17 protein-coding genes are annotated in these 23,202 nt (G+C 73.1%); 12 read left to right on the top strand and 5 right to left on the bottom strand.

The genetic code is table 11. The annotated features are described in order from the left end of the window. Positions 1-23 precede the first annotated feature (23 nt). The 3 genes from ACBJ32_RS08635 to ACBJ32_RS08625 form a co-directional block, all read right to left on the bottom strand. Positions 24-839 (bottom strand): Na(+)/H(+) antiporter subunit C, encoded by an 816-nt coding sequence (locus ACBJ32_RS08635; protein WP_357883131.1) that lies wholly within the window; start codon positions 837-839, stop codon positions 24-26. Beyond that, positions 836-3,592, bottom strand: a complete 2,757-nt coding sequence (locus ACBJ32_RS08630) for a Na+/H+ antiporter subunit A (protein WP_375126266.1) — start codon at positions 3,590-3,592, stop codon at positions 836-838. The genes ACBJ32_RS08635 and ACBJ32_RS08630 overlap by 4 nt, the downstream gene beginning before the upstream one ends. Before the next feature lie 175 nt (positions 3,593-3,767). Continuing rightward, positions 3,768-5,138, bottom strand: a complete 1,371-nt coding sequence (locus ACBJ32_RS08625; RefSeq protein ID WP_375126265.1) for an alpha/beta hydrolase — start codon at positions 5,136-5,138, stop codon at positions 3,768-3,770. Between the two features lie 197 nt (positions 5,139-5,335). On the opposite strand from ACBJ32_RS08625, the gene ACBJ32_RS08620 reads away from it, so the two are divergent. Further along, the gene (locus tag ACBJ32_RS08620; RefSeq protein ID WP_375126264.1) at positions 5,336-5,704 is read left to right on the top strand and encodes a hypothetical protein; all 369 of its coding nucleotides are present in this window, start codon (positions 5,336-5,338) and stop codon (positions 5,702-5,704) included. A gap of 189 nt (positions 5,705-5,893) precedes the next feature. Here ACBJ32_RS08620 and ACBJ32_RS08615 read toward each other — a convergent pair whose 3' ends face one another. Beyond that, the gene (locus ACBJ32_RS08615) at positions 5,894-6,313 is read right to left on the bottom strand and encodes an SRPBCC family protein (protein ID WP_357883119.1); all 420 of its coding nucleotides are present in this window, start codon (positions 6,311-6,313) and stop codon (positions 5,894-5,896) included. 141 nt (positions 6,314-6,454) lie between these two features. On the opposite strand from ACBJ32_RS08615, the gene ACBJ32_RS08610 reads away from it, so the two are divergent. The 7 genes from ACBJ32_RS08610 to rhaS all read left to right on the top strand — a co-directional run bounded on the left by ACBJ32_RS08610 (position 6,455) and on the right by rhaS (position 18,225). Continuing rightward, complete coding sequence (locus ACBJ32_RS08610) at positions 6,455-8,002, top strand: TIGR02677 family protein (protein ID WP_375126263.1); 1,548 nt, start codon at positions 6,455-6,457, stop codon at positions 8,000-8,002. Then, positions 7,999-9,264 carry a TIGR02678 family protein gene (locus ACBJ32_RS08605; protein ID WP_375126262.1) on the top strand — a complete coding sequence of 422 codons (1,266 nt, stop codon included), beginning with the start codon at positions 7,999-8,001 and terminating at the stop codon, positions 9,262-9,264. The genes ACBJ32_RS08610 and ACBJ32_RS08605 overlap by 4 nt, the downstream gene beginning before the upstream one ends. Then, on the top strand, positions 9,261-13,439 hold the full coding sequence (locus tag ACBJ32_RS08600) for a TIGR02680 family protein (RefSeq protein ID WP_375126261.1): 4,179 nt from the start codon (positions 9,261-9,263) through the stop codon (positions 13,437-13,439). Before ACBJ32_RS08605 ends, ACBJ32_RS08600 begins: the two co-directional genes overlap by 4 nt. A gap of 157 nt (positions 13,440-13,596) precedes the next feature. Next, positions 13,597-15,105 (top strand): sugar ABC transporter ATP-binding protein, encoded by a 1,509-nt coding sequence (locus ACBJ32_RS08595; RefSeq protein WP_375126260.1) that lies wholly within the window; start codon positions 13,597-13,599, stop codon positions 15,103-15,105. After that, entirely contained in the window at positions 15,102-16,127 is a 1,026-nt protein-coding gene (locus tag ACBJ32_RS08590) for an ABC transporter permease (RefSeq protein ID WP_375126259.1), read from the top strand. The genes ACBJ32_RS08595 and ACBJ32_RS08590 overlap by 4 nt, the downstream gene beginning before the upstream one ends. Then, complete coding sequence (locus ACBJ32_RS08585) at positions 16,120-17,151, top strand: ABC transporter permease (RefSeq protein ID WP_375126258.1); 1,032 nt, start codon at positions 16,120-16,122, stop codon at positions 17,149-17,151. The genes ACBJ32_RS08590 and ACBJ32_RS08585 overlap by 8 nt, the downstream gene beginning before the upstream one ends. Positions 17,152-17,160: 9 nt before the next feature. Then, positions 17,161-18,225 (top strand): rhamnose ABC transporter substrate-binding protein, encoded by a 1,065-nt coding sequence (gene rhaS, locus ACBJ32_RS08580; protein WP_375126257.1) that lies wholly within the window; start codon positions 17,161-17,163, stop codon positions 18,223-18,225. 23 nt (positions 18,226-18,248) lie between these two features. Here the strand turns inward: rhaS and ACBJ32_RS08575 are convergent, their stop codons facing one another. Then, positions 18,249-19,169 (bottom strand): carbohydrate kinase, encoded by a 921-nt coding sequence (locus ACBJ32_RS08575; protein ID WP_375126256.1) that lies wholly within the window; start codon positions 19,167-19,169, stop codon positions 18,249-18,251. A gap of 124 nt (positions 19,170-19,293) precedes the next feature. Between ACBJ32_RS08575 and ACBJ32_RS08570 the strand changes: the two genes are divergently transcribed. Genes ACBJ32_RS08570 through ACBJ32_RS08555 form a run of 4 tightly spaced genes read left to right on the top strand, consistent with a single transcriptional unit; the run spans position 19,294 to position 23,098 of the window. Next, on the top strand, positions 19,294-20,277 hold the full coding sequence (locus ACBJ32_RS08570) for a sugar ABC transporter substrate-binding protein (RefSeq protein ID WP_375126255.1): 984 nt from the start codon (positions 19,294-19,296) through the stop codon (positions 20,275-20,277). 11 nt (positions 20,278-20,288) lie between these two features. Beyond that, on the top strand, positions 20,289-21,251 hold the full coding sequence (locus ACBJ32_RS08565) for an ABC transporter permease (RefSeq protein WP_375126254.1): 963 nt from the start codon (positions 20,289-20,291) through the stop codon (positions 21,249-21,251). Next, the gene (locus tag ACBJ32_RS08560; protein WP_375126253.1) at positions 21,248-22,054 is read left to right on the top strand and encodes an ATP-binding cassette domain-containing protein; all 807 of its coding nucleotides are present in this window, start codon (positions 21,248-21,250) and stop codon (positions 22,052-22,054) included. The genes ACBJ32_RS08565 and ACBJ32_RS08560 overlap by 4 nt, the downstream gene beginning before the upstream one ends. 45 nt (positions 22,055-22,099) lie before the next feature. Next, the gene (locus ACBJ32_RS08555) at positions 22,100-23,098 is read left to right on the top strand and encodes a LacI family DNA-binding transcriptional regulator (protein ID WP_375126252.1); all 999 of its coding nucleotides are present in this window, start codon (positions 22,100-22,102) and stop codon (positions 23,096-23,098) included. Positions 23,099-23,202: the final 104 nt, after the last annotated feature.

Genomic DNA, 23,202 nt, shown 5'->3' with positions numbered 1-23,202 from the left:
GCTCCCCGCCAGGATCGAGCCGGTCACGAGTTCTCGCCCTCCAGCTCGGGGTCCTGCGCGAGGGCCTGCCGCTCGCGCTCCTCCCTGATGGCCGTGCGCATCTGCTTGCGCGCCTCCCGCTGGCGGGCCTTGAGCTTCCTGCGCAGCTCCTTCTCCCTGGCCGCCTGCCGCTCCCGTCCCCGCTCGTGCTCCTCGCGGAGCTGCTCGATCCGTTCCAGGTTCGACATGGCGCCGGGATCCTCGCGCAGCCCCGCCTCCTCCAGGCGCTCCTGGAGCGCCTCCTCCGGCAGGCCCTCGTAGCGCAGCTCGCGCATCCACCGGCCCAGCTCGTCGTGCACGCGCGAGATGCGCCGCTCCAGGTCCGCCTCCTCCAGCCGCTCCCGCTCGGCCTGCTCGGCTTCCAGCTTGGCCAGTTCGGCCCGCTGCTCGATGACCAGCCGCCGGTAGGCGTCCCGCCGGGCCCGTACGGCGTCGCCCAGCTCGCCGCGCCGCGAGCGCAGCCGCACCCGCCGGTCCTCCGTGTCGTCCTGGACCTCGTCGCTGCCCGTGAGCTGCCACGAGCGGTGCACCAGCGCCAGCAGGAACGCGGTCACCCCCAGGGTGATCACGATCGCGGTGAGCACCATGGCCTGCGGCAGCGGATCGGCGATGCCGGGGGTGTCCAGGAAGGGCGGGCCGCCCGCGTCGCCGCCCGTGGTGACGATGAGCAGGTTCACCCCGTTGCCCAGCATGATGACGCCGGCCAGCACGCGGACCAGGCTCCGCTCCAGCAGCAGCGTCACGCCGCAGGTGATCAGCACGCAGCAGGCGGCGAACGGCAGCAGGGCGACGCTGTTCACCGGGTGCTCCCCTCGGCGTCGATCTGCCGGTCCAGCTCGGCGCCGAGCGCGCGCAGCACGTCCTGCACCATGCCGATCACCGACACGTACACGCCCAGGTCGAACAGCAGCCCCGTGGACAGGTGCACGTGCCCGACCAGCGGCACGCTCAGGTCCGTGTCCAGCATCTCCAGCGCCGCCCGGCCGAACAGCAGCCCGATCAGCGCCGTGCCCGCCGACAGCGTCAGCCCCACGCCCATCAGCACGCCCGCGTGCACCGGCACGGCCGCCGCCAGCTCGTTCCTGCCGCCCGCCAGGAACCGCACGGTGATCGCCAGCCCGGCCACGATGCCGCCCGCGAACCCGCCCCCGACCCCGCTGTGCCCGATGAACAGCAGGAACACCGACAACGCCAGCACCGTGTGGAACGTCAGCCGCGCCGCCACCTCGAACGCCAGCGCCCGCTGCCCGCGCGGCAGCGTGGCCGCCAGCCAGTGCGTGCGCCCCTCCGCCCGGTGCCCGTGCTCGGCTCGCTCGATGGCGTACGACCTGCGCCGCAGGAACACCAGGCTCGTCACGCCCAGCGTCAGCACGATGAGCACCGCGCTCTCGCCCAGCGTGTCCCAGGCGCGGATGTCGAGGATGATGGCGCTGACGATGTTGCGGGCACCGGCCTCCCGCGCCGCCTCGCCCATGAACGCGCCGATCGGCTCGGCGCGGCGCGCCGCCATCGCCAGCATGCCCGCCCCCGTGACCACCACCCCGACCGCCAGCCCCAGCCCCAGCCGGAACGGGAACGCCAGCCGCCCCTTCTCCGGCTGGATCGGCAGCCGCCGCAGCACGAGCGCGAACACCACCAGGCTCAGCGTCTCGGCCAGGAACTGGGTCAGCGCCAGGTCGGGGGAGCCGTGCACGAGGAACAGCAGCGCCGTGCCGTACCCGGTCACGCCGATGACCAGGGCGAGGAGCACGTACGCGCGGGAGAACAGCGCCAGGATCGCCGCGGCCGCGAGCAGCACGACGATGGCCGGCTGCTCGGGCCGCTGCCAGGCGACGACCGGCACGTCGAGGTGGGGCTCGCCCCCGTAGGCGACCGAGAACAGCCCCACGCCGACCGTCGCGAGGAGTGTCAGCATCAGGTAATCGGGCACGGAGCCGCGCTGGATGAAACCGGTGAGCTGGATGGCGAACCGGTCCAGCCGCCGGATCAGCGACCAGAAGACCTGGCCGGAGTCCACCACGTGCAGCGCCGCCCCGGCCCGCGCCACCGGCTCCCTGGCCAGGAACAGCGCCACCCCGGCCGCCAGGGACACCGCCGACAGCAGCAGCGGGAACGTGAAGCCGCTCCAGACCGCCAGGTGGGAGTGATGGCCCGGGTCCCGGAACGCGCCGGTGTAGGCGGACATGGCGCCCGCGTACCAGGGGGCCAGCGGCGCCGGCACCAGCCCCAGGGCGGACAGCAGCGCGGCGGGCACGAACATCGCCGCCGGAACGCGGCCCACCGGCCCCGACGCGGGCAGGGCCTTGCGCGCGAAGGCGCCCCAGAGGAACCGCAACGTGTAGGCGGCCGTCAGTGCCGAGCCCGCCACCACCCCGGCCAGCGCGAGCGGCGTGTCCAGCAGCGCCTCCAGCGCCGCCTCCTTCCCGGCGAACCCCACCAGCGGCGGCAGCCCGGCCATCGACGCGCCGGCCAGCACCGCCACCCCGCACACCCACGGCATCACCTGCCCCAGCCCGCTCAGCTCCCGCAGGTCCCGGGTGCCCGCCGCATGATCGACGATGCCCACCACCAGGAACAGCGCCGCCTTGAACAGCGCGTGCGCCAGCAGCATGCCGACCCCCGCCAGCGCCGCCCCCTCGGTCCCCGAGCCGAACAGCACCACGAGGAAGCCGAGCTGCCCGACCGTGCCGTACGCCAGCAGCCGTTTCAGATCGGTCTCCCGCAACGCCCGCCACCCGCCCAGCAGCATCGTCACCACGCCCAGCGGCACCGTGACCGCCCGCCACAGCGCCAGGTCGCCGAACGCCGGGCCCAGCCGGGCCAGCAGGTAGACGCCGGCCTTCACCATGGCCGCCGCGTGCAGGTACGCCGACACGGGGGTGGGGGCGGCCATCGCGGCGGGCAGCCACGTGCTGAACGGGAAGATGGCCGACTTCGACAGCGCGCCGGCCAGCACCAGCACCACCGCGGCCGGGGCGAGGTCTCCCGGGCGGAGCTGCGAGATCTGGTAGGTGCCCGCCGCCTGCCCCAGCAGCACGAACCCCGCCAGCATCGCCAGGCCGCCGGACGTGGTGACCATCAGCGCCTTCATGGCCGCCTGCCTGCTCATGCGGCTCTCCGGGTGGTAGCCGATGAGCAGGTAGGAGAAGACCGTGGTCAGCTCCCAGAAGACGTACAGCAGCAGCAGGTCGTCGGCGGTGACCAGGCCCAGCATCGAGCCGGCGAAGGCCACCATCGCGCCGCCGTAGCGGCCGAGCCCGTCGTCGCCCTCGGGGAGGTAGCGGGCGCTGTAGCAGAGCACGAGCACGCCGACGCCGGTGACCAGCGACATCATCAGCACGGCCAGGGGATCGGCGCGGAAGGACAGCTCCATGCCCGACGCCCACGGGGTGCTCTCCCGCACGGGCAGCCCGCGCACCGCCAGCCACATGGTGTAGCAGAACGCCGCGGCCGGGGGAACGGCCAGCACGGCGAAGCAGGCGCGACCCAGGCGGGCGGCGAGCCAGGGAGCGCAGGCAGCCGCGACCGCGTGCAGGATCAGCAGCGACTCCATGGGCTCCTCGGGCGGTCTCCCAGCGTTACGGGGCTGGCCGGTGGGAATTTCCGGCTACGTCCGCCCAATCTCTCCCGCCGCCACCACGCTCATCACGCAGGCGCGGCCGGGGTTGACCCGAAAGACACCAGTCCCACACCTCGCCGAGGTGCGGGACTGGTGAAAGACCTGGAGCTCAGGCCTGGGGATGCGGATCGCGGCAGGAACCGGCCCGCGGGGCCGTCGCCGTGATCAGGTACTGGTCCACCTTGCGGTCCAGGCAGGCCGATCCGCGGCGGTACCCGGTGTGCCCGTCGGCGTCGTTGGTCAGCAACACGCCGTTGGAGAGCTGCCCGGCCAGCGACTCGGCCAGCTTGTACGGCGTCGCCGGGTCCCGCGTCGTGCCCACCACCACGATCGGCGGCGAGCCCTTGGCCTGCACCTTCTTCGGGTACCTGGTGCCCTTGACCGGCCAGTGCGGGCAGGGGTTCTCCGGGTGGTCGACGCAGTTGATGGCCATGAGCGCCTCGAAGCTGTTGTCGTAGCGGCCGTCGGGCCGGCGGCCGTTGCTCTCGTCGGCCAGCAGCAGCAGCTTCGTGCCGTCGCCCCGGTACGCCGCCGCCAGCGCCTGGCGCAGCCTCGGCCAGGAGCGGGGGTCGTACATGGAGTAGTCCACGGCGGCGCTCACGACGGCCTCGGTGACCTGCCGGCCGTCGTACTCGTTGCGCAGCGGCGACTTGTCGGCCTGCTCGTAGAGCTCGTCGAGCTGCTCCTGCGCGCCCTCGACGGTGCGCTCGCGGAACGGGCAGTCCTCGGACTTGAAGCAGTCCTTCATGAAGGACTCCGTCGCCACCTGGAACGCGTCGTCCTGGTCGGCCATGAGGTCCTTGGAGTTCTCCGAGGGGTCCTCGGCGCCGTCGAGCACCATCGCGCGGATCCGCTTCGGGAACATGTCCGCGTAGACGGCGCCCAGGTACGTGCCGTAGGAGAAACCCAGATACGTCAGCCGGGCGTCACCCAGCGCGGCCCGCATCACGTCCATGTCGCGCGCGGAATCCACGGTGCCCACGTGGGCCAGCAGGTCCTTGCCGGAATTCTTGGCACAATAGTTTGCGAAAACTTTGTCCCAATTTTCCGCTTTCTTGACCTCGGCCTTGGTGTCCGGCGTCGGATCGATCGCGAAATACGCGTCGAGATCCAGGGTGTCGAAACAGCGCACCGGCGAGGACGCGCCGACGCCGCGCGGATCGAAACTCACGACGTCGAACCGTTCGCGGATGTCGGCGGAGACGACGTCCTTGGTCGCCTTGAGCGTATCCACGCCCGAGCCGCCGGGGCCGCCGAAATTGAGCACGATCGAGCCGATCTTCTTCCCGGTCGCCGGGAGCCGGACCATGCTGATCCCGACCTGCTTGCCGCTGGGCCTGGCATAGTCCAGCGGCACGGACAGCGTGGCGCACTCGTACCCGTTGCCGCACCCGGCCCAGGCCAGGCGCTGGCCGTAGTGGGAATCGAGCGAGGCGGGGGTGGCGGCGGCCGTCCCGGTCGAACCCGTGACGGCGATCAAGCCTGCGAGGACAGGCGCAAGGACTTTGCTTGGACGTCGCATAAGAGCACATTCGTAGGCAACACTTGCGACGTTCTTTATAGACGCTCGACGAGATCCGATGCAAACCGGAATGGATTCACTGCGAGAAGCGTTTCCACCAGGGTAGCGACGATGGGGTGACTTCCGTACGCCAATTCCAGGGGGAGCGAGAACCCATGTCGCAGCAGAATCGCCCGGTGCGCGGCGACCATCCGTACGAGCAGGAAATCACCTCGACGGACGAGCACGAGGAACGCGCCGGCCGCAGCCTGATCACCACCGACCACGACGTCATCCGCCAATGGGCCGAAGAACGCCAGGCCCGCCCCGCGAAAGTCCCGGGAACGGAACACGACGGCCGGGCGGGAGTGCTCCGCTTCGACTTTCCCGGGTACGGCGGCGGCGACCTGGAGGAGATCTCCTGGGACGACTGGTTCGAGACGTTCGACGAGCGCGGCCTGAACTTCATCTACCAGGAGCACCGCAAGGACGGGAACCAGAGCAACTTCTTCCGCCTGGAGAACCCGGACCGCGAGGACGCCTGAGGGCGCGCGATCCCCGCGCGGGAGGGCTTCCCGGCTGCCGCCCGGCCCTCTCGCGCTCTCCCGGCCCCCGGGCCGGGGCGTGACGCCCGCGATCTACCAGCGGCAGGAACTCAACAAACGCCGCCTCTCCGGCGAGCACGGCTCAAGGGACCGCGCCCCTCAACTCGCGGCCCCTCAACTCGCGGCCCCTCAACTCGCGTCGGACACCCGCCGCTGCACCTCGTCCGCCAGCCGATCCAGCGACCGATCCAGCAACTCCCGCACCTCATCGGCCCGAGGCCCCGACTGGGCCTCGTCCAGCAGGCTGATGTGCACGGTCACCTCGCTGGCCCCGGCGGCCGAGTCGGCCACCTGCAGCCACCCCGAGTAGTCGGGATGGTCCCGGCCGCCCCACTCCACCCGGAGCTGCTCCTCCGAGGCGCGGAACAGCCCTTCGTGCTTGCCGTCCCCAGGTACCAGCGAGCCGCCGGCCTCCACGGTGCCGGGGCCGCTGTCGTGCACCGACAGGCCCTGCGGCAGCCACCGGTCCATGATCTCCACATCGGACGCCACCCCGAACACCACCATGCTCTCCGCCGGCATCCCGCGCGTCGCCTCGAACTCCGCCATACCGTCCCCCAAGAGGCACCCGAGTTCCAATGCCAGCGCCGTACCCCTGTGATCTGCTCGCAAACAGCGGTCGTCCCGCCGGTGTCTCCCGCTACCGTGTCGTTGCGTTGGGTAATCGTGCGGCGAGGGGAGAGCGGGGCGATGGCGGAGCCGCCACGGGTGCCGCCGGAGATGTTCCGGTTCACCAGCACCGAGCGGGCAGACCTGCACACCGCGGTCCTCCACGCGTTCGGCGAGGCCGGTGAGCGGCTCGTGACGGCGCTGACGGTCGACGAGGTGCGCGAGCGGCTGCGCTCGGTGGGGTGGTACGCGCCGGTCTCCGAGCAGGACCTGGCCGCGACGCTCAAGCAACTCGCGGGCTGGGGGCTGCTCGACGTGATCTTCAATCACGCGGGGAGCTTCGCCACCGCCGAGGAGTACGAGCGCAGGAACCTGCAGTACTCGCTGACCAGGCGGGGCGAGGCGGCCTTCGCCGGGATGCAGCACGCCATGGCGGCGCTGTCCTCCGTCGGAGCGTTGCAGACGGCCGTGCTCGACGCGCTCGCCGACCGGCTGGGCGAGCTCGACGGGTTGCTGCGCGACCCGGATCCGGGGCGCAACCGGCGGATCTTCACCTGCCTGCAGGAGCTGGAGGGGCACCTCGACGGGCTGCGGGCCAACACCAAGCAGTTCAACGGCGAGCTGCAGCGGCTGCTGCGCGTCGAGGGCGCGGATCTGGCGGCGTTCCACGAGGTCAAGGCCGCGACGGTGGCCTACCTGCAGGAGTTCGTGACGAGCCTGGAGCAGCGGGGCGAGACGATCGCCGCCGCGCTGGAGTCGGTCGCCGGCCACGGCGTCAGCGTGCTGCACGCCCGCGCGCTCGACGGCGCCGACCTGCCGAGGGTGCCCGGCGCCGAGCACGCGACGGCGTGGCTGGCGGTGCGGGCGGCCCGGTGGGAGGGGCTGCGGTCGTGGTTCGCCCTCGAGGACGGGAGCGCGCCGCGGGTGCGGCGGCTGCACGACGTGGCGCGGCGCGCCATCGTGTCGTTGCTGCAGGTGCTCGACCGGATCACCGACTCGCGCCGCCGCTCGTCCAGCGCCGCCGCCGACTTCCGCACGCTGGCCCGCTGGTTCGCCACCGCGCCCGGCGAGGACGACGCGCACCGGTTGTGGGACGCGGCGTTCGGGCTCGGCTCGGCCAGGCACGCGCATCTCGGGCACGCCGACGCCGAGCTCATCCCGGCCGGCGTGCCGTGGGCGGCGGCCGAGCCGGTCGAGGTGTCGGCGCTGCTGCGCTCGCGCGGGCGCACGGAGCGGATGGGGCGCACGGGGAAGGTGCGCGACGTGGCCACGCTGAAGGCCGAGCGCAGGAAGCGGGCCGAGCAGGAGCGGGCGGAGCTGGAGGCCGCCTGGGCGGCGCTGGCCACGACCGGGGCGATGCGGCTGTCACAGCTCGGCAAGCTCGACCACGACACCTTCGGGCGGCTGCTCGACCTGCTCGGCCGGGCGCTGGCCGAGCGGCCCGACTCGACCGGGTTCCGGCGGGCCGTCACCTCGGACGGGAGGGTGGAGATCGTGCTGCGGGCGCCCGAGGACGGCGCGGTGGCGGTGCTGCGTACGCCCGAGGGCTGGTTCCGCGGCCCCGACTACCTCATCGACGTGCGGACCCTCGGCGAGGCCGGGCTCCGCGGGCGGGCGGCGAACGCATGAGCAGCCTGGCCAACCAGCTCGTCAGGGCTGAGAAGGAGGAGATCGCGCGGGCGATCAGGACGCTGCTCGGCCGGCCCCTCGTCTCGCGCCACGACGACCCCGCCGCCTTCGACCTGATCAGGAAGCGGCGGGGGCCGCTGATCCAGTGGTTCGACTACTTCTGCGGCTGGCGGCTGATCGTGGAGCCGCGCCAGGGGTACGCGCGCCTGGTCAAGACCGGCCCGCCGGGCCCGCGTACGGCGAGCCGCCCCGCGCGGCGCCGCCGCACCACCCGCGCGCCGTTCGACCGCCGCCGGTACACGCTGCTGTGCCTGTGCTCCGCCGAACTGCTGACCTCGCCGGTGACCACGATCGGGATGCTGGCCCAGCGGGTGGTCCAGGCGGCCGCGGTGGAGCCGGACGTGCCCGCGTTCGACCCCGTCAGGAACGAGGAGCGGGCCGCCTTCGTCGATGCGGTCAAGCTGCTGGAGCACTACGGGGCGGTCACCGCGATGGACGGGGTCACCGACGCCTACCTGGGCGATGAGGACGCCAAGGTGCTGTATCGGGTGGACACGACGAGGGTGATCCGGCTGCTGGCCGCGCCGGTCCCGCCCTCCAGGGTGGCCGCCGCGCCCGTCCCGCCGTCCGGGGCGGGTGCCGCGCCGGACGGCGGGACGGGCGCGGCCTCTGCCGAGGCGCAGGGGACGGGTGTGCCGGCGGAGCTCACCGCCGAGGCCAGGTACGGCGGGGACGAGCCGACCGGGACCCAGCGCACCCTGTGGGCCCGCCACTCCCTCATCCGCCGCCTGCTCGACGAGCCCGTCGTCTACCGTGACGAGCTCACCCCGGCCCAGTCCGCCTACGCCGCCTCCCTGACCGGCTGCCGGCTGCTGCGCCGGGCCGCCGAGGAGGCCGGGTTCGTGCTGGAGGAGCGGGCCGAGGGCTTCCTGCTCGTGGACCCCGACGCCATCGCCACCGACACCAGGTTCCCCGACGACGGCAGTCACGCCAAGGTGGCCGCCCTGCTCATGCTCGATCTGCTCGTCACCTCCGGTCCCGTCACCGCCGAGCGGCTGGACGCCGAGGCCGCCAGGCTGCTGCGCCGCTTCCCGCAGTGGGCCAGGGCGTACCAGTCCGACGGCGGCGGGCCGCGGCTGGCCGCCGACGCGCTGGAGGTGCTCACGCAGTTCGGGCTCGCCCGCCGTAGCGGTGACCAGGTCGCCGCCCTGCCCGCCGCGGCCCGCTACCGGGTCGAGCGCGCCGTACAGGAGGATTCGTGACAGTCACCGAGCTGGCCCTGCCGCGTGCCGCGCAGGGAGTGGACGCCCGCTGGACCCCCGTACGCGCCGGGATCCTGAACGTGTGGCGCTACTACGACGAGGTGTTCGAGTTCCACCGGGGCAGGCTGCTGCTGCGCGGCCCCAACGGCAGCGGCAAGTCCAAGGTGCTGGAGCTGCTCTTCCCGTACGTGCTGGACGCCAGCCTCAAGCCGAGCAGGCTGTCCACGTTCGGCGGCACCGAGCGAACCATGCACTGGAACCTCATGGGCGACGGCGCCTCCGGCACCACCCGGGTCGGGTACGTGTGGCTGGAGTTCCGGCACTCCGACGGCCGCTGGTTCACCTGCGGCGCCCGGCTGCAGGCCACCGTCCACACCAAGAACGTCACCGCCGCCTACTTCACCACCGAGGCCCGCGTCGACACCCCCGACGGCATCCGGCTCACCGGCGAGGCCGGGCAGCCGCTGACCAGGGCCCAGCTCGTCGACGAGCTCGGCACGTCCGGCAAGGTGCACGAGTCGGCCGAGTCCTACCGCACCGTCGTGCGCCGGACGCTCTACCGGAAGCTGAACGAGCAGCGCTACGACTCGCTGCTCACCGCGCTGCGCCAGCTCCGTACGCCCAAGCTGTCCGAGCGCCTGGACCCGGGGCTGCTGTCGGACCTGCTGTCGAGCGCGCTGCCGCCGCTCGGCGAGGGGGAGATCCACGAGATCGCCGAGGGGTTCGAGCGGCTCGACCGGCAGCGGGAGGAGCTGCGGCTGCTCGACCGCGACGTGGAGGAGGCCGACCGGCTCGCGGGGCGCCAGCGCGGGTACGCCCGGCGGGTGCTGCGGGCCGCCGCCGCGGCCGTGATCTCCGCCGGGTCCGCGCTGGACGCGCTGGCCGCCGAGGTGAAGGGCAAGCGGGAGGCGCTCAAGGAGGCCGAGCGGGAGCTCGACGCGACGACCGTGCGGCTGGGGGAGGAGGAGGCGCAGGAGCTGGCCCTCGCGGCGCAGATCGACGGGCTCAAGGAGAGCGAGGCGTACCAGGCGGGCGGCGACCTGCACCGGCTCCGTACCGAGGCGCAGGCGGCGCACGAGGTGGCGGCCCGCATGCGCGACCAGGCGGGGCAGGCGGCGCGGGCGGTCACGGCCAAGCAGGAACTGTCGGCCCACGCCGCCGCCGACGCCCGCGCCGCGGCGGCGCTCGCCGAGCGCGCCCGCGCCGACGCCCGCCACGCGGCCGAACGCGCCGGCCTCCTCACCGTCCACGAGGAGACGGAACGGGCCCGCGCCGACCGGGAGCCGCCCGGCGTGACGCCCGGCGCCGACCGGCAGCCATCCGGCGTGACGGCCCCCGCCCACCGGGAGCCGCCCGGCGTGACGGCCCGCGCGGCCGTGGCGGCCGATGGGGGGCCTGGCGCCGGCAAGGCGGACGTCGCCGGCGACGGGGCGGACAGCGAGGCGGCCGTGCGGCGGGCGCGGGAGCTGCTCAGGGCCGCCGTCACCAGCCGGGCCGCCCAGATCAGGGAGGTCAGGGCGGTCGCGATCCGGCACGAGGAGGCGCTCGGGCGCCGCACCACCGCCGAACACGACCGCGATCGGGCCAGGGACGACCTCGCCACCGCCCAGGAGGCCCACGACAGGGCCGAGCGCCTGCGCGACGACCGGGCCCGCGACCTGGCCGCCGGCCTGGCCGACTGGGCGGCGGGCTGCACCCAGCTCCAGCTCGACCCGGGCGTGCTCGCCGGGCTGGCCGACGACGTCGAGCGGGCGGGCGAGCTGATCGGCACGGCCCGTACGATGGCCGCCGTCGAGCTGGCGGCCCGCGAGCAGCACGTGACGGGCCGCCGCGCGCGGCTGGCGGCCGAGCGCGCCGGGCTGGCCAGGGAGCGCGAGAGCCTGAGCGACAGGACCGTGCTGGAGCCGCCCGCCCCGCACACCCGCGGCACCGCCGCGAGGCAGGGACGCCCGGGCACGCCGTTGTGGCGGGCCGTCGCGTTCAGGTCCGGGCTCGACCCCGTGGCCCAGGCGGGGGTGGAGGCGGCGCTGGAGGCGTCGGGCCTGCTCGACCTGTGGCTGCGGCCCGACGGCGGGTTCGACCCGGGGGAGCACGACGCGATCGCCGTGGCCGCGCTGTCCAGGCCCGCCCCGGGCTACAGCCTGGCGCACGTGCTGTTCACCGAGGCCGACTCGCCGGTGCCCGCCGACACCGTGCTGGCCGGCATCGCGTTCGCGCCCACCGCGATCGGCGTCGACCACCCGGCCGTCATCGGCGCCGACGGCACCTGGCGGCTGGGCCCGGCGGCCGGCCGGTGGGTCAAGCCGGAGCCGTCGTACATCGGCGCGACCGCCCGCGAGCGCGCCCGCCGCCGGCGGATCGCCGAGCTGGACGACCGGCTCGGCGAGCTGGCCGGGCGGATCGCCGAGTGCGACCACCTGCTCGCCGTGGTCGACGGCGACCGCGACACGCTGGCCGCCGAGCTGCGGCGCAGGCCCGACAGGAGGCCGTACGCCGAGGCGGTGCAGGCGCTCGACGGGGCCGTGCGGCGGGTCGCGCTGATGGAGGACCAGCTCAGGGCGTACGAGGGGCGGCTGCAGGAGCGCGAGCAGGACGTCACCCGGTCGCTGCGCCGCCTCACCGAGCTGGCCGACCGCCACGCTCTGCCCGCGGCGCCGGCCGCGCTCGACAACCTGGAGGAGGCGCTGCGCACGGCCGAGACGGCCGGCACCGTGTGGCACGACCGCCGCGCCGACGCCCGCGCCGCCCGCGAGCGCGCCGGCCTGGCGGCCGAGACCGCCGCCGGGTACGAGCAGCTCGCGATCGAGGCCGTCGAGCGCGCCGAGGAGGCCGCGGCCGCCGCCGTCGTGCTGGCGGAGCGGCTGGGCGCGATCGAGTCGGCCGTCGGTGTCGAGCACCAGCGCGTCCTGGAGCGGCTCCAGCACACCCAGCACGCCTACCGGGCCTGCCGCCGCCTCATCAAGTCGGTCAACGACGACCTGGCGCGGCTCAACGCCCGGCTCGGGCAGCTCCGCGGCGAGCTCGGCACCGCCGAGGACAAGCAGGCGGAGGCGGGGCGGGTGCGCGACGAGGTGTCGGACCGGTTCCGCCGCCTGGCGGCCGGGCACCTGCCGGTGGACGCGAAGGTGACCGTCGAGCTGGCCCCCGAGGCGGGGGCGCGGGCCGTCCTGGAGGCGGCCAGGGCCACGGCGGGGCAGCTCGCGTCCGTGCCGTACGAGCACAAGAACGTCAGGGAGGCCGAGGCGCGGCTGCAGGACGCCTTCCACCACGCCAGGGAGGTGCTGGCCGGCCGGGCGGACCTGGAGCTGGCGCCGGACGAGGACGTGCAGGTGCTCACCGCCACCGTCAACGGGGTGCGGGCGGGCGCGGCGGCGCTCAGCGAGGCGCTGCGCAAGGAGCGCGACGAGCGGCGCTCGGACATCACCGAGGCCGAGCGGGATCTGTTCGACCGCACGCTGGCCGGCGACACGCGGCGGCACCTGGCCGACCGCATCAAGCAGGCGACGGCCCTGGTGGAGGGCATGAACCAGCGCCTGGAACGGGTCCGCACCGCCTCCCGGGTCGCGGTGCGGCTGGTGTGGCAGGTCGATCCCACCCAGTCGCCCGGCACCCGCGCCGCCCGCGACCTGCTGCTGCGCGACCCGGCCGGGCTGACGGAGTCCGACAGGGAGGCGCTGTACGCCTTCTTCAGGGACCGGGTGGAGGAGGCACGGGCCGACAACTCCTCGGCGAGCTGGGAGGACCAGCTCATGAAGGTGCTCGACTACACGGCCTGGCACCGGTTCGTGGTCAAGCTCGACCGGGGCGACGGGCAGGGCTGGCAGGACCTGACGAGGAAGCTGCACGGGGCGCTGTCGGGCGGGGAGAAGGCGATCGCGCTGCACCTGCCGCTGTTCGCCGCCGTGGCGGCGCATTACCAGACCGATCCGGGGTGCCCGCGGTTCATCCTGCTCGACGAGGTGTTCGTGGGCGTGGACAGGACGAACCGGGGGCAGGTGTTCGATCTGCTGGTGGATCTGGGGCTGGACCTGGTGCTGACGTCGGACCACGAGTGGTGCGAGTACCGCGAGCTGGACGGGATCGCGATCCACCAGCTCATCACGGGGGACGGCGACGACGCGGTGACGACGGCCCGTTTCGTGTGGAACGGCTATCGGACGGTGCCGGCCGAGTGAGCGCCGGCGCCGTTACTGAATCGATTTAAAAATTTGATCGCAAACGTGGAAATGTACCCGCGCCGCGCCAGCTTAACGAGGTATTGACACCGTACACCGGCCCGTTTTACGTTCTGGACACCTTAAAACGTTTTGCCAAAACGTTGCCGGAGGGCACATGCGTGAATCTCCTCCCATCCTTTCGCTTCGCAACGTGAGCAAGTCTTTCGGCGCCGTCCAGGCACTCAGCGGGGTGCGGCTGGACCTGTGGGCAGGCGAGGCCCACGGACTGGTGGGCGAGAACGGCGCCGGCAAGTCGACCTTGGTGAAGATCCTGGCAGGCGCCCATCCCGCGGACGCCGGCACGTTGACGGTGGACGGGAAGGAGCTGAGACCGTCCGGCCCCGGGGACGCCCAGGCAGCCGGCATCGCGGTGATCTACCAGGAGCCCACGCTGTTCCCCGACCTGTCCGTGGCCGAGAACATCTTCATGAGCCGCCAGCCCCTGCGCTCCCTGCGCCGCATCGACGCCAGGGCCATGCGCGCCGCCACGGCCGAGCTGTTCGCCAGGCTCGGCATCCACCTCGACCCCGACCGCCCCGCCCGCGGGCTGTCCATCGCCGACCAGCAGCTCGTGGAGATCGCGAAGGCGCTGGCGTTCGACGCGCGCATCCTGATCATGGACGAGCCGACCGCGGCGCTGTCGGGCGTGGAGGTCGAGCGGCTGTTCTCGGTGGTCGCCTCGCTGCGCGAGTCGGGCGCGGCGGTGCTGTTCATCTCCCATCGCTTCGACGAGATCTTCACGCTGTGCCGGCGCGTCACGGTCATGCGGGACGGCCGCTGGGTCTCCACCGACCCGGCCGCCGCGCTCACCGTGGACGAGCTCGTCCGCAGGATGGTCGGCCGCGAGGTGTCGTCCCTGTACCCGAAGGCGGACACGGCGGCCGGGGAACCCCGGCTGGAGGTCAGGGGGCTGACGCGGCACGGCGTGTTCGCGGACGTGGGGTTCACGGTGCGCGGCGGGGAGATCGTCGCCCTGGCCGGGCTGGTCGGGGCCGGGCGCAGCGAGGTGGCCCGCGCCGTGTTCGGCGTCGACCGGTACGACGAGGGCGAGGTGCTGGTCGACGGGAAGCGGCTGCCGAGGGGCGACACGGCCGCGGCCATCGCCGCCGGGCTGGCCCTCGTGCCGGAGGACCGCCGCCAGCAGGGCCTGGTGATGGAGCTGTCGGTGGAACGCAACGCCACCCTCACCCGGCGCTGGTCGCTGAGCAGGCTCGGGCTGCTGTTCGGCGGTGGCGAGCGCGCGGCGGCCCGCGAGTGGAGCGAGCGGCTGCGGGTCAAGACGGCCCGGCTGACCGACCCCGTCTCCACCCTGTCGGGCGGCAACCAGCAGAAGGTGGTGCTGGCCAAGTGGCTCTCGACGGAGCCCGGGGTGCTCATCGTGGACGAGCCCACCCGCGGCATCGACGTGGGCACCAAGGCCGAGGTGCACCGGCTGCTGTCGGAGCTGGCCGGGCAGGGCGTGGCGGTGCTGATGATCTCCAGCGAGCTGCCCGAGGTGCTCGGCATGGCCGACCGCGTCCTGGTGATGCACGAGGGCCGGCTGGCCGCCGACATCCCGCGCGAGCGCGCCGGCGAGGAGTCGGTGATGCTCGCCGCCACCGGCCAGAGCGGCGGTGCCGCGTGACGGCGGCCGGCGTGCTCGGCGGGGCCAAGGAGGGCACCCGGCTGGTTCACCGCCTGTTCGTGATCAGGGAGCTGGGCATCGCGGCCGCGCTGGCCCTGCTCGTCGGCGTGACCGTGCTGGTCAACCCCCGCTTCCTGACCGCGCAGGGCATCAAGGACCTGCTGCTCGGCTCGACCATCCTGGCCGTGCTCGCGGTCGGCCAGAGCATCGTGGTCATCACCCGCAACGTGGACCTGTCGGTGGGCTCGGTGCTGGGCCTGTCGGCGTTCGCGACGGGCAGCCTGTTCGTGGCGAACCCGGGCCTGCCCATCCCGGTCGTGCTCGTCCTCGGCGTGCTGCTGGGCGCCGCGTGCGGCGTCGTGAACGGCGCGCTGATCGCCGCCGCCCGCGTCCCCGCGCTCGTGGTCACGCTCGGCACCCTGTACGTCTTCCGCGGCGCCGACTACACCTGGGCCACGGGCCGGCAGATCAACGCCGCCGACATGCCGCCGGGCTTCCTGCGCATGGGCAGCGCCACCGTGCTGGGCGTGCCGGTGCTCGCGCTGTTCGCCGTGGCCGTGCTGGTCCTGGCGGGCTACTACCTGCGCACGTACCGCAGCGGGCGCGAGCTGTACGCGATCGGCTCCAGCCCGGCCGCCGCCCGCCTGGCCGGCATCCCGGTCGGCAGGCGGGTGTTCGCCGCGTTCGTCGTCAGCGGCGCGCTCGCCGGCCTGGCCGGCGTCCTGTACGCGGCCCGCTTCGGCACGCTCGACGCCAACGCGGGCAACGGCTTCGAGCTGAACGTGGTGGCGGCCGTCGTGGTCGGCGGCGTGGCCATCTTCGGCGGCAGCGGCTCGGTCTACGGCGCCGCGCTCGGCGCGGTGCTGCTCACCACGATCAGCAGCGCCCTGCCGGTGCTCGGGGTGAGCCCGTTCTGGCAGCGGGCCGCCGTGGGCGCGCTGATCCTGGCCGCGATCGGCCTGGACCGGGCGCTGGCCGTCCGCCTCGCCCGATCCCTGAGAGGAAGGAACGGCCATGGCTGAGCGGACTCCGGCGGGAAGGGCGGCCATGGCCGAGCGGCTGCGGTCGCTGATCGGCCCCTGGGACGCCGCCCTGCTCGTGGCCGTGGTCCTGGTCGCGGCGGTGGGCGCGGTGATGGTGGAGGGGGTGGCCAGCCCGCGTTTCTGGCGGTTCGTCACGCTGGAGGTCATCCCGATCGCGCTCATCGCGCTGCCCATGACCCTGGTGATCATCACTGGCGAGATCGACCTGTCCGTGGCCAGCGTCCTCGGCCTGACCTGCACGGTCATGGGACAGCTGTGGCTGTGGGGCATCTCGTCGCTGCCCGTGCTGATCGCCGTCGCCCTGCTGGTCGGCGCGCTGCTGGGCGCGGTCAACGGGCTGTTCGTCACCGCGTTCGGGCTGCCGTCGCTGGCGGTCACGATCGGCACGCTCGCCCTCTACCGCGGCCTGGCGTACGTCGTGCTCGGCGACCGCGCGGTGGCCGACTACCCGCCCGAGTGGACCACCGGCGCGATCGCCGCGATCCCCGGCTTGACCATCCCCTGGATGATCATCGTGGTCGCGGTGCTCGCGCTCGTCTTCGGCCTGGTCCTGCACGCCACCCCGATCGGCCGCGGCCTGTACGCGATGGGCAACAACGCCGAGGCCGCCCGCTTCACCGGCATCTCCGTCGCCCGCACGAAGTTCTGGCTGTTCGTCGCCACCGGCGCCATGTCGGCGCTGGCCGGAGTCTTCTGGACGCTGCGGTACGCCAGCGCCCGCGCCGACAACGGCAACGGCCTGGAGCTGGCCGTCGTGGCCGCCGTCCTGCTGGGCGGGGTGTCGATCTTCGGCGGGCGGGGCGGCCTGATCGGCGTCATCGCCGCGGTCGTCCTCCTCGGCACCCTGCGCAACGCCCTGCAACTGGCCTACGTCCCGGCCAACACCCTCACCATCATCACCGGATCCCTGCTCATCGTCTCCGTCGTGGGACCCAACGTCGCCGGCATGCTGCGCGAGCGATGGCGCCGGCGACGACCCGCCACCCCCCTGCCCCAGGAGTGAGGACAGACCATGTCACGTATTCGAGGAGGCCGGGCCGTCGCCCTGGCGATGCTCACCGCGCTCACCCTCGCCGTCACCGGTTGCGCCGGCGAGGAACCCGCCACCACCGCGGACCAGCCGGCCGCGAGCGGCGGGGCGGCCACGATGAAGGAGGGCCTGAAGATCGCCTTCCTGCCCAAGCAGGTCAACAACCCCTACTTCGACGCCTCCGACAACAAGGGCGGCAAGGTCGCGGTGGCGGAGTTCAAGGGCGTCTACAGCCAGACGGGCCCCTCGGAGGCCAGCCCGTCGGCGCAGGTCAGCTACATCAACACGCTGTCGCAGCAGGGCACCGACGTGATCGTGGTGTCGGCCAACGACAAGGACGCCATCTGCGGCGCGCTGAACGAGGCCCGCCAGGCCGGCGCGAAGGTCATCACCTACGACTCCGACACCAACCCGTCCTGCCGCGACCTGTTCATCAACCAGGCCAGCCCCGAGGGCATCGCCGCCTCCCAGATCAAGCTCATCTCCGAGGCGGTCGGCCCCGGCGGCGGCGAGATCGCGATCCTGTCGGCCACGGCCAACGCGACCAACCAGAACGCCTGGATCGAGATGATGAAGACCGAGCTGGCCAAGCCCGAGAACAGCAAGCTCAAGCTGGTCGACACCGTCTACGGCGACGACGACGACCAGAAGTCCTTCCAGGAGGCGCAGGGACTGCTGGCCAAGCACCCGAACCTGAAGGGCATCATCTCGCCCACCACGGTAGGCGTCGCCGCGGCGGCCCGCTACCTGTCGGGCTCGGAGTACAAGGGCAAGGTGCAGCTCACCGGCCTCGGCACGCCGAACCAGATGCGCGCCTTCGTCAAGGACGGCACGGTCAAGTCGTTCGCCCTGTGGAACCCGTCCGACCTGGGCTACCTGGCCGCCTACACCGGTGGCGCGCTGGCCTCCGGCATGATCACCGGCAAGGAGGGCGAGAAGTTCACCGCGGGCAAGCTGGGCGAGTACACCGTCGGCAAGGACGGAACCGTGCTGCTCGGCGACCCGTTCGTGTTCACCAAGGACAACATCGACGACTTCGACTTCTGACGGGCGGCGCCCCCGCCCTGGGCTCAGAGCTGGTCCGCCCAGGGCGGGTTCGCGCCCGCGACCGAGCAGGTCAGCGCCGACACCCGGGCCGCGAACTCGGCCGCCGCCACGACCGTCTCCAGGTCCAGCCCGTCGAGCCGCCCGCCGAGCAGCCCCTTCGCCTCCAGGCTGTGCAGCAGCCCGGCCGTGAACGCGTCCCCCGCCCCCACCGTGTCCTCGACCGCCACCTCCGGCGCCGCGACCGTGGCCCGCTCGCCGTCCAGCGACACCAGCGCCCCCGCCGCGCCCAGGGTGACGACGACGAGCCGCGCGCCGGCCGCGTGCCAGCCGTCGCAGGCCCGCTCCGGCGGCACGCCGGGCAGCAGGAAGGCGAGGTCGTCGTCGCTGAGCTTGAGGATGTCGGCGAACGCGCACCAGCGCTCTACCTGGTAGTCGTCCTTCCCCGCCAGGCTGGGCCGCACGTTGGGGTCGATCGAGATCGTGGCCCGCGCGGACGCCGCCCGGGCGAACTCCTCCACGGCCTCCCGCCCCGGCTCCTTGACCAGCGCGAGCGAGCCGGTGTGCAGGCAGGAGGCGGGGCCGAGGCGGGCCGAGCCCAGCTCGCCCGGCGTCCACTGCCAGTCGGCCGTCCCCGTGGCGTAGAAGGTGTACTCGGCCCTGCCGCGCTCGTCGAGGGCGGCCACCGCGAGCGTGCTCGGCTCCCCGGCCTCGACGCAGGCCGTCAGGTCCACCCCGGACGAGGACAGGTGCTCGCGGAACAGCGCGCCGAAGACGTCGTGCGAGAGCCGGCCGAGGAAGCGGGCCGGCGTGCCGAGCCGCGCCAGCGCCACCGCCGTGTTGGCGGGGCCGCCGCCGGGCAGCGCCCGCAGCACCAGCTCGGCGGACCCCGCCGAAGGGCGGCCGGTGAAGCTGTCGGCCACGCACTCGCCCAGGACGGCGATCATCAGGTCGGCCCTTTCCGGTGGGGCATTGACGATTCCCGGATCGGAGTTCATCATCGCAGCACGGCCGATGTCAACGTTGACATATGTCAACGATGACATCCAATCCCCGCTGATAGGAACCGCCATGAACGCGAAGCTTCCGGCCGGACTCCTCGTCACCGCACTCCTGCTCGCCGGCTGCGGAGGTAACGGGCAGAGCGCCTCCTCCGCCACCCCGAAGGTCGGCCTGATCACCAAGACCGAGACGAACCCGTTCTTCGTCAAGATGAAGGAGGGCGCGCAGAAGGCGGCCCAGGCCAACGGCCTGGAGCTGATGAGCGCCGCGGGCAAGTTCGACGGCGACAACGCCGCCCAGATCACCGCCATCGAGAACATGGTCGCCGCGGGCGTCAAGGGCATCCTCATCACCCCCAGCGACACCAAGGCCATCGTCCCCGCGATCAAGAAGGCCCGCGACGCGGGCGTGCTCGTCATCGCCCTCGACACCCCCACCGAGCCGCAGGACGCCACCGACGCCCTGTTCGCCACCGACAACTTCAAGGCGGGCGAGCTGATCGGCCAGTACGCCAAGGCCGCCATGGCCGGCAAGCCGGCCAGGATCGCCACGCTGGACCTGGCCCCCGGCATCACGGTCGGCCAGCTCCGGCACGACGGGTTCCTGAAGGGCTTCGGCGTCCAGGAGGGCGACCCTTCCGTCGTCTGCTCCCAGGACACCCGCGGCGACCAGGCCAAGGGCCAGACCGCCATGGAGAACTGCCTGCAGAAGGCCCCCGACATCAACCTCGTCTACACCATCAACGAGCCCGCCGCGCTCGGCGCGTACACGGCGCTGAAGGCCAAGGGCCGCGAGAAGGACGTGCTGATCGTCTCCGTGGACGGCGGCTGCACCGGCACCAGGGCCGTGCAGGCCGGCCAGATCGCGGCCACCAGCCAGCAGTACCCGCTCAAGATGGCCGAGGACGGCGTCAAGGCCGTCGCCGCCTTCGCCAGGAGCGGCCAGAAGGCCTCCGGCTACACCGACACCGGCGTCACGCTCATCACCGACCGGGCCGTCTCCGGGGTCGAGGCCAAGGACACCGCCTTCGGCCTGGCCAACTGCTGGGGCTGACCATGGCCGTGATGGAAGCGCCGCTGCCGCGCCGTCTGATCAGCACCCCCGTCGCCGGGCCCCTGGCGGCACTCCTGCTCGCCTGCCTGTTCTTCGGCCTCAACAGCGACCAGTTCTTCACCGGGCCCAACTTCTCCCTCATCATCCAGCAGGTCATGGTGGTCGGCACGCTGGCCATCGGGCAGACCCTGATCATCCTGACCGCGGGCATCGACCTGGCCTGCGGGGCGATCATGGCGTTCGGCGGGATCGTGATGACCAAGCTGGCCGTCGACTCCGGCCTGCCGCCGCTGCTCGCGCTGGCCGCCGGGCTCGCCGTGTGCGCCACGTTCGGGCTGGTCAACGGCCTGCTGGTGACGCGGATCTCGCTGCCGCCGTTCATCGTGACGCTGGGCATGCTGAACGTGGTCTTCGCCCTGACGCACATCTACTCCGACGAGCAGACGGTGACCGAGCTGCCCGCGCTGCTCACCTTCCTCGGGCAGACGTTCCAGCTCGGGCAGACGAACGTCACCTACGGCTCGCTGCTGACGATCCTGCTGTTCCTGCTGTTCGCGTACCTGCTCGGCTCGACCGCGTGGGGCCGCCACGTGTACGCCCTCGGCAACAGCCCCGAGGTGGCCCGCCTGACCGGCATCAGGACACACCGGCTGACCGTCGGCGTCTACACGCTGGCCGGCCTCGTGTACGGCATCGCCGCCCTGCTCCTGGTCTCCCGCACCGGCGTGGGCGACCCGCAGGCGGGCCAGACCGACAACCTCGACAGCATCACCGCGGTCGTGCTCGGCGGCACCAGCCTGTTCGGCGGGCGCGGCCTGGTGCTCGGCACGCTCGTCGGGGCGCTCATCGTGGGCGTGTTCCGCAACGGCCTGCAGCTCATGGGCGTACCGTCGATCTACCAGACGCTCATCACCGGCGTCCTGGTGATCCTGGCGGTCACCGTCGACCAGCTCTCCCGCAGGAGGATGCGATGACCCCCGTGCTCCAGGCGCGCGGCCTGACCAAGAAGTACGGTCACGTGACCGCCCTGGACGGCGCCGACTTCGACCTCATGCCCGGCGAGGTGCTCGCCGTCATCGGCGACAACGGCGCCGGAAAGACCAGCCTGATCAAGGCGCTGACCGGCGCGCTGCAGCCGGACGCGGGCGAGATCCGGCTCGACGGCGAGCCCGTGCGCCTGCGCGACCCGCTCGACGCCCGCAGGCACGGCATCGAGACCGTCTACCAGGACCTCGCGATCGCGGCCTCGCTCGACATCGCGACGAACATGTTCCTCGGCCGCGAGCTGCGCAAGCCCGGCCTGCTCGGCCGGGTCTTCAGGATGCTGGACAAGAAGCGCATGCGCGAGGAGTCGGCCCGGCACATGGCCGAGCTCAAGATCGGGCTGCGCTCCCTCACCCAGCCGGTGGAGTCGCTGTCGGGCGGCCAGCGGCAGGGCGTGGCCGTGGCCAGGGCGGTGGCCTGGGCCACGCGGGTCGTGGTCATGGACGAGCCCACGGCGGCGCTCGGCGTGAAGGAGTCGGGCCAGGTGCTCGACCTCATCAGGCAGGTCCGCGACCGCGGCACGCCGGTGGTGCTGATCAGCCACAACATGCCGCACGTGTTCGAGATCGCCGACCGCGTGCACGTCCAGCGGCTCGGCCGCAGGGTCGCCGAGCTGAGCCCGCGCGAGCACAGCATGGCCGAGGTCGTGGCCATCATGACCGGCGCGATCCAGGTGACGGACGGCAGGTCCGTGGTGACGGACCAGGACGCGGCGAAGGCGATCGGCCTCTGACAACGATCGGGCTCTGACAAAATGTCTGGGATGCGGCGTCCGACGATGACTGACGTGGCCCGTGAGGTCGGAGTCACCGCGAAGACCGTCTCCCGGGTGCTGAACGACGAGGGCCCGGTCGCCGTGGAGACGCGCGAGCGGGTCATGGAGGCGGTCAGGAAGCTCGGCTACCAGCCCAACCTCATGGCCCGCAACATGCGGGTGGGCGCGCGGGACGCCGCGATCGGCCTGGTCGTGCCCGAGCTGGGCAACCCGTTCTTCGGCACGGTCGCGGGCGGGGTCGAGGGCGCCGTGCGGGCCCGCGGGCTCACGCTCATCGTCGGCTCCTCCGGCGAGACGGCCGGGCACGAGCAGGCGCTCATCGCCACGTTCCTGGCGCGCCGGGTCAGCGCCCTCATGGTCGTCCCGGCCGCCGCCGGCGACCACCGCCACCTGCGCGCCGAGCGGGTGGCCGGGCTGCCGATCGTCTTCCTCGACCGCCCCGCCGCCGGGTTGACCGCCGACTGCGTGGTGAGCGCCAACCGGGAGGGCGCGACGGCCGGCGTGGCGCATCTGATCGCGCACGGGCACCGCAGGATCGGCTTCGTGGCCGACCTGCCGGCCGCCCTCTACACGCGCCGCGAGCGGCTTCAGGGGTACCGGGACGCGCTCGACGCCGCGGGGCTGCCGTTCGATCGCGCGCTGGTGGAGACGGGGCACGACCTGGAGGCCGCGGCCCGCGCCACCATGCGGCTGCTGGCGCTGGCCGACCCGCCGACCGCGCTGTTCGCGGGCAACAACCTCGCCTCCATGGGGGTGGTGGTGGCGCTGTCGCGGGCCGGGCGCAAGGACGTGGCGCTGGTCGGGTTCGACGACCTGCCGCTGGCCGAGGCGCTCGACCCGCCGCTCACCGCCGTCGCCCAGGACCCGGCAGCCGTGGGGGCCGCGGCGGCGGAGCTGGTGCTGGCGCGGCTGGACGGCGACCGGTCCAGGGCCCGCCGCGTCACGGTGCCGACCCGGCTCATCGTGCGCGGCTCGGGCGAACTGCCGCCGAGAGCTGGGTAGGCGTCGGCGGGCCCCCAAGAGCGCGGTGACCCAGGAGCGTGGTGGGCCTCGGGGGGCGTGGTGGGCCCTAGGAGCGCGGTGGGGCCCGGGGGCGCGAAGGGGCC

The organism is Nonomuraea sp. GTA35, from assembly GCF_041950525.1.
Taxonomy (GTDB): Bacteria; Actinomycetota; Actinomycetes; order Streptosporangiales; family Streptosporangiaceae; genus Nonomuraea.
This window is presented reverse-complemented; position numbering and strand designations above follow the sequence as displayed.

Excerpts from the sequence above, each read along its gene's own strand:
- ACBJ32_RS08630 (WP_375126266.1), bottom strand. The coding sequence starts at position 3,592 with ATGGAGTCGCTGCTGATCCTGCACGCGGTCGCGGCTGCCTGCGCTCCC.
- ACBJ32_RS08620 (WP_375126264.1), top strand. The coding sequence starts at position 5,336 with ATGTCGCAGCAGAATCGCCCGGTGCGCGGCGACCATCCGTACGAGCAG.
- ACBJ32_RS08615 (WP_357883119.1), bottom strand. The coding sequence starts at position 6,313 with ATGGCGGAGTTCGAGGCGACGCGCGGGATGCCGGCGGAGAGCATGGTG.
- ACBJ32_RS08610 (WP_375126263.1), top strand. The coding sequence starts at position 6,455 with ATGGCGGAGCCGCCACGGGTGCCGCCGGAGATGTTCCGGTTCACCAGC.
- ACBJ32_RS08605 (WP_375126262.1), top strand. The coding sequence starts at position 7,999 with ATGAGCAGCCTGGCCAACCAGCTCGTCAGGGCTGAGAAGGAGGAGATC.
- ACBJ32_RS08595 (WP_375126260.1), top strand. The coding sequence starts at position 13,597 with ATGCGTGAATCTCCTCCCATCCTTTCGCTTCGCAACGTGAGCAAGTCT.
- ACBJ32_RS08585 (WP_375126258.1), top strand. The coding sequence starts at position 16,120 with ATGGCTGAGCGGACTCCGGCGGGAAGGGCGGCCATGGCCGAGCGGCTG.
- rhaS (WP_375126257.1), top strand. The coding sequence starts at position 17,161 with ATGTCACGTATTCGAGGAGGCCGGGCCGTCGCCCTGGCGATGCTCACC.
- ACBJ32_RS08575 (WP_375126256.1), bottom strand. The coding sequence starts at position 19,169 with ATGATCGCCGTCCTGGGCGAGTGCGTGGCCGACAGCTTCACCGGCCGC.
- ACBJ32_RS08570 (WP_375126255.1), top strand. The coding sequence starts at position 19,294 with ATGAACGCGAAGCTTCCGGCCGGACTCCTCGTCACCGCACTCCTGCTC.
- ACBJ32_RS08565 (WP_375126254.1), top strand. The coding sequence starts at position 20,289 with ATGGAAGCGCCGCTGCCGCGCCGTCTGATCAGCACCCCCGTCGCCGGG.
- ACBJ32_RS08560 (WP_375126253.1), top strand. The coding sequence starts at position 21,248 with ATGACCCCCGTGCTCCAGGCGCGCGGCCTGACCAAGAAGTACGGTCAC.
- ACBJ32_RS08555 (WP_375126252.1), top strand. The coding sequence starts at position 22,100 with ATGACTGACGTGGCCCGTGAGGTCGGAGTCACCGCGAAGACCGTCTCC.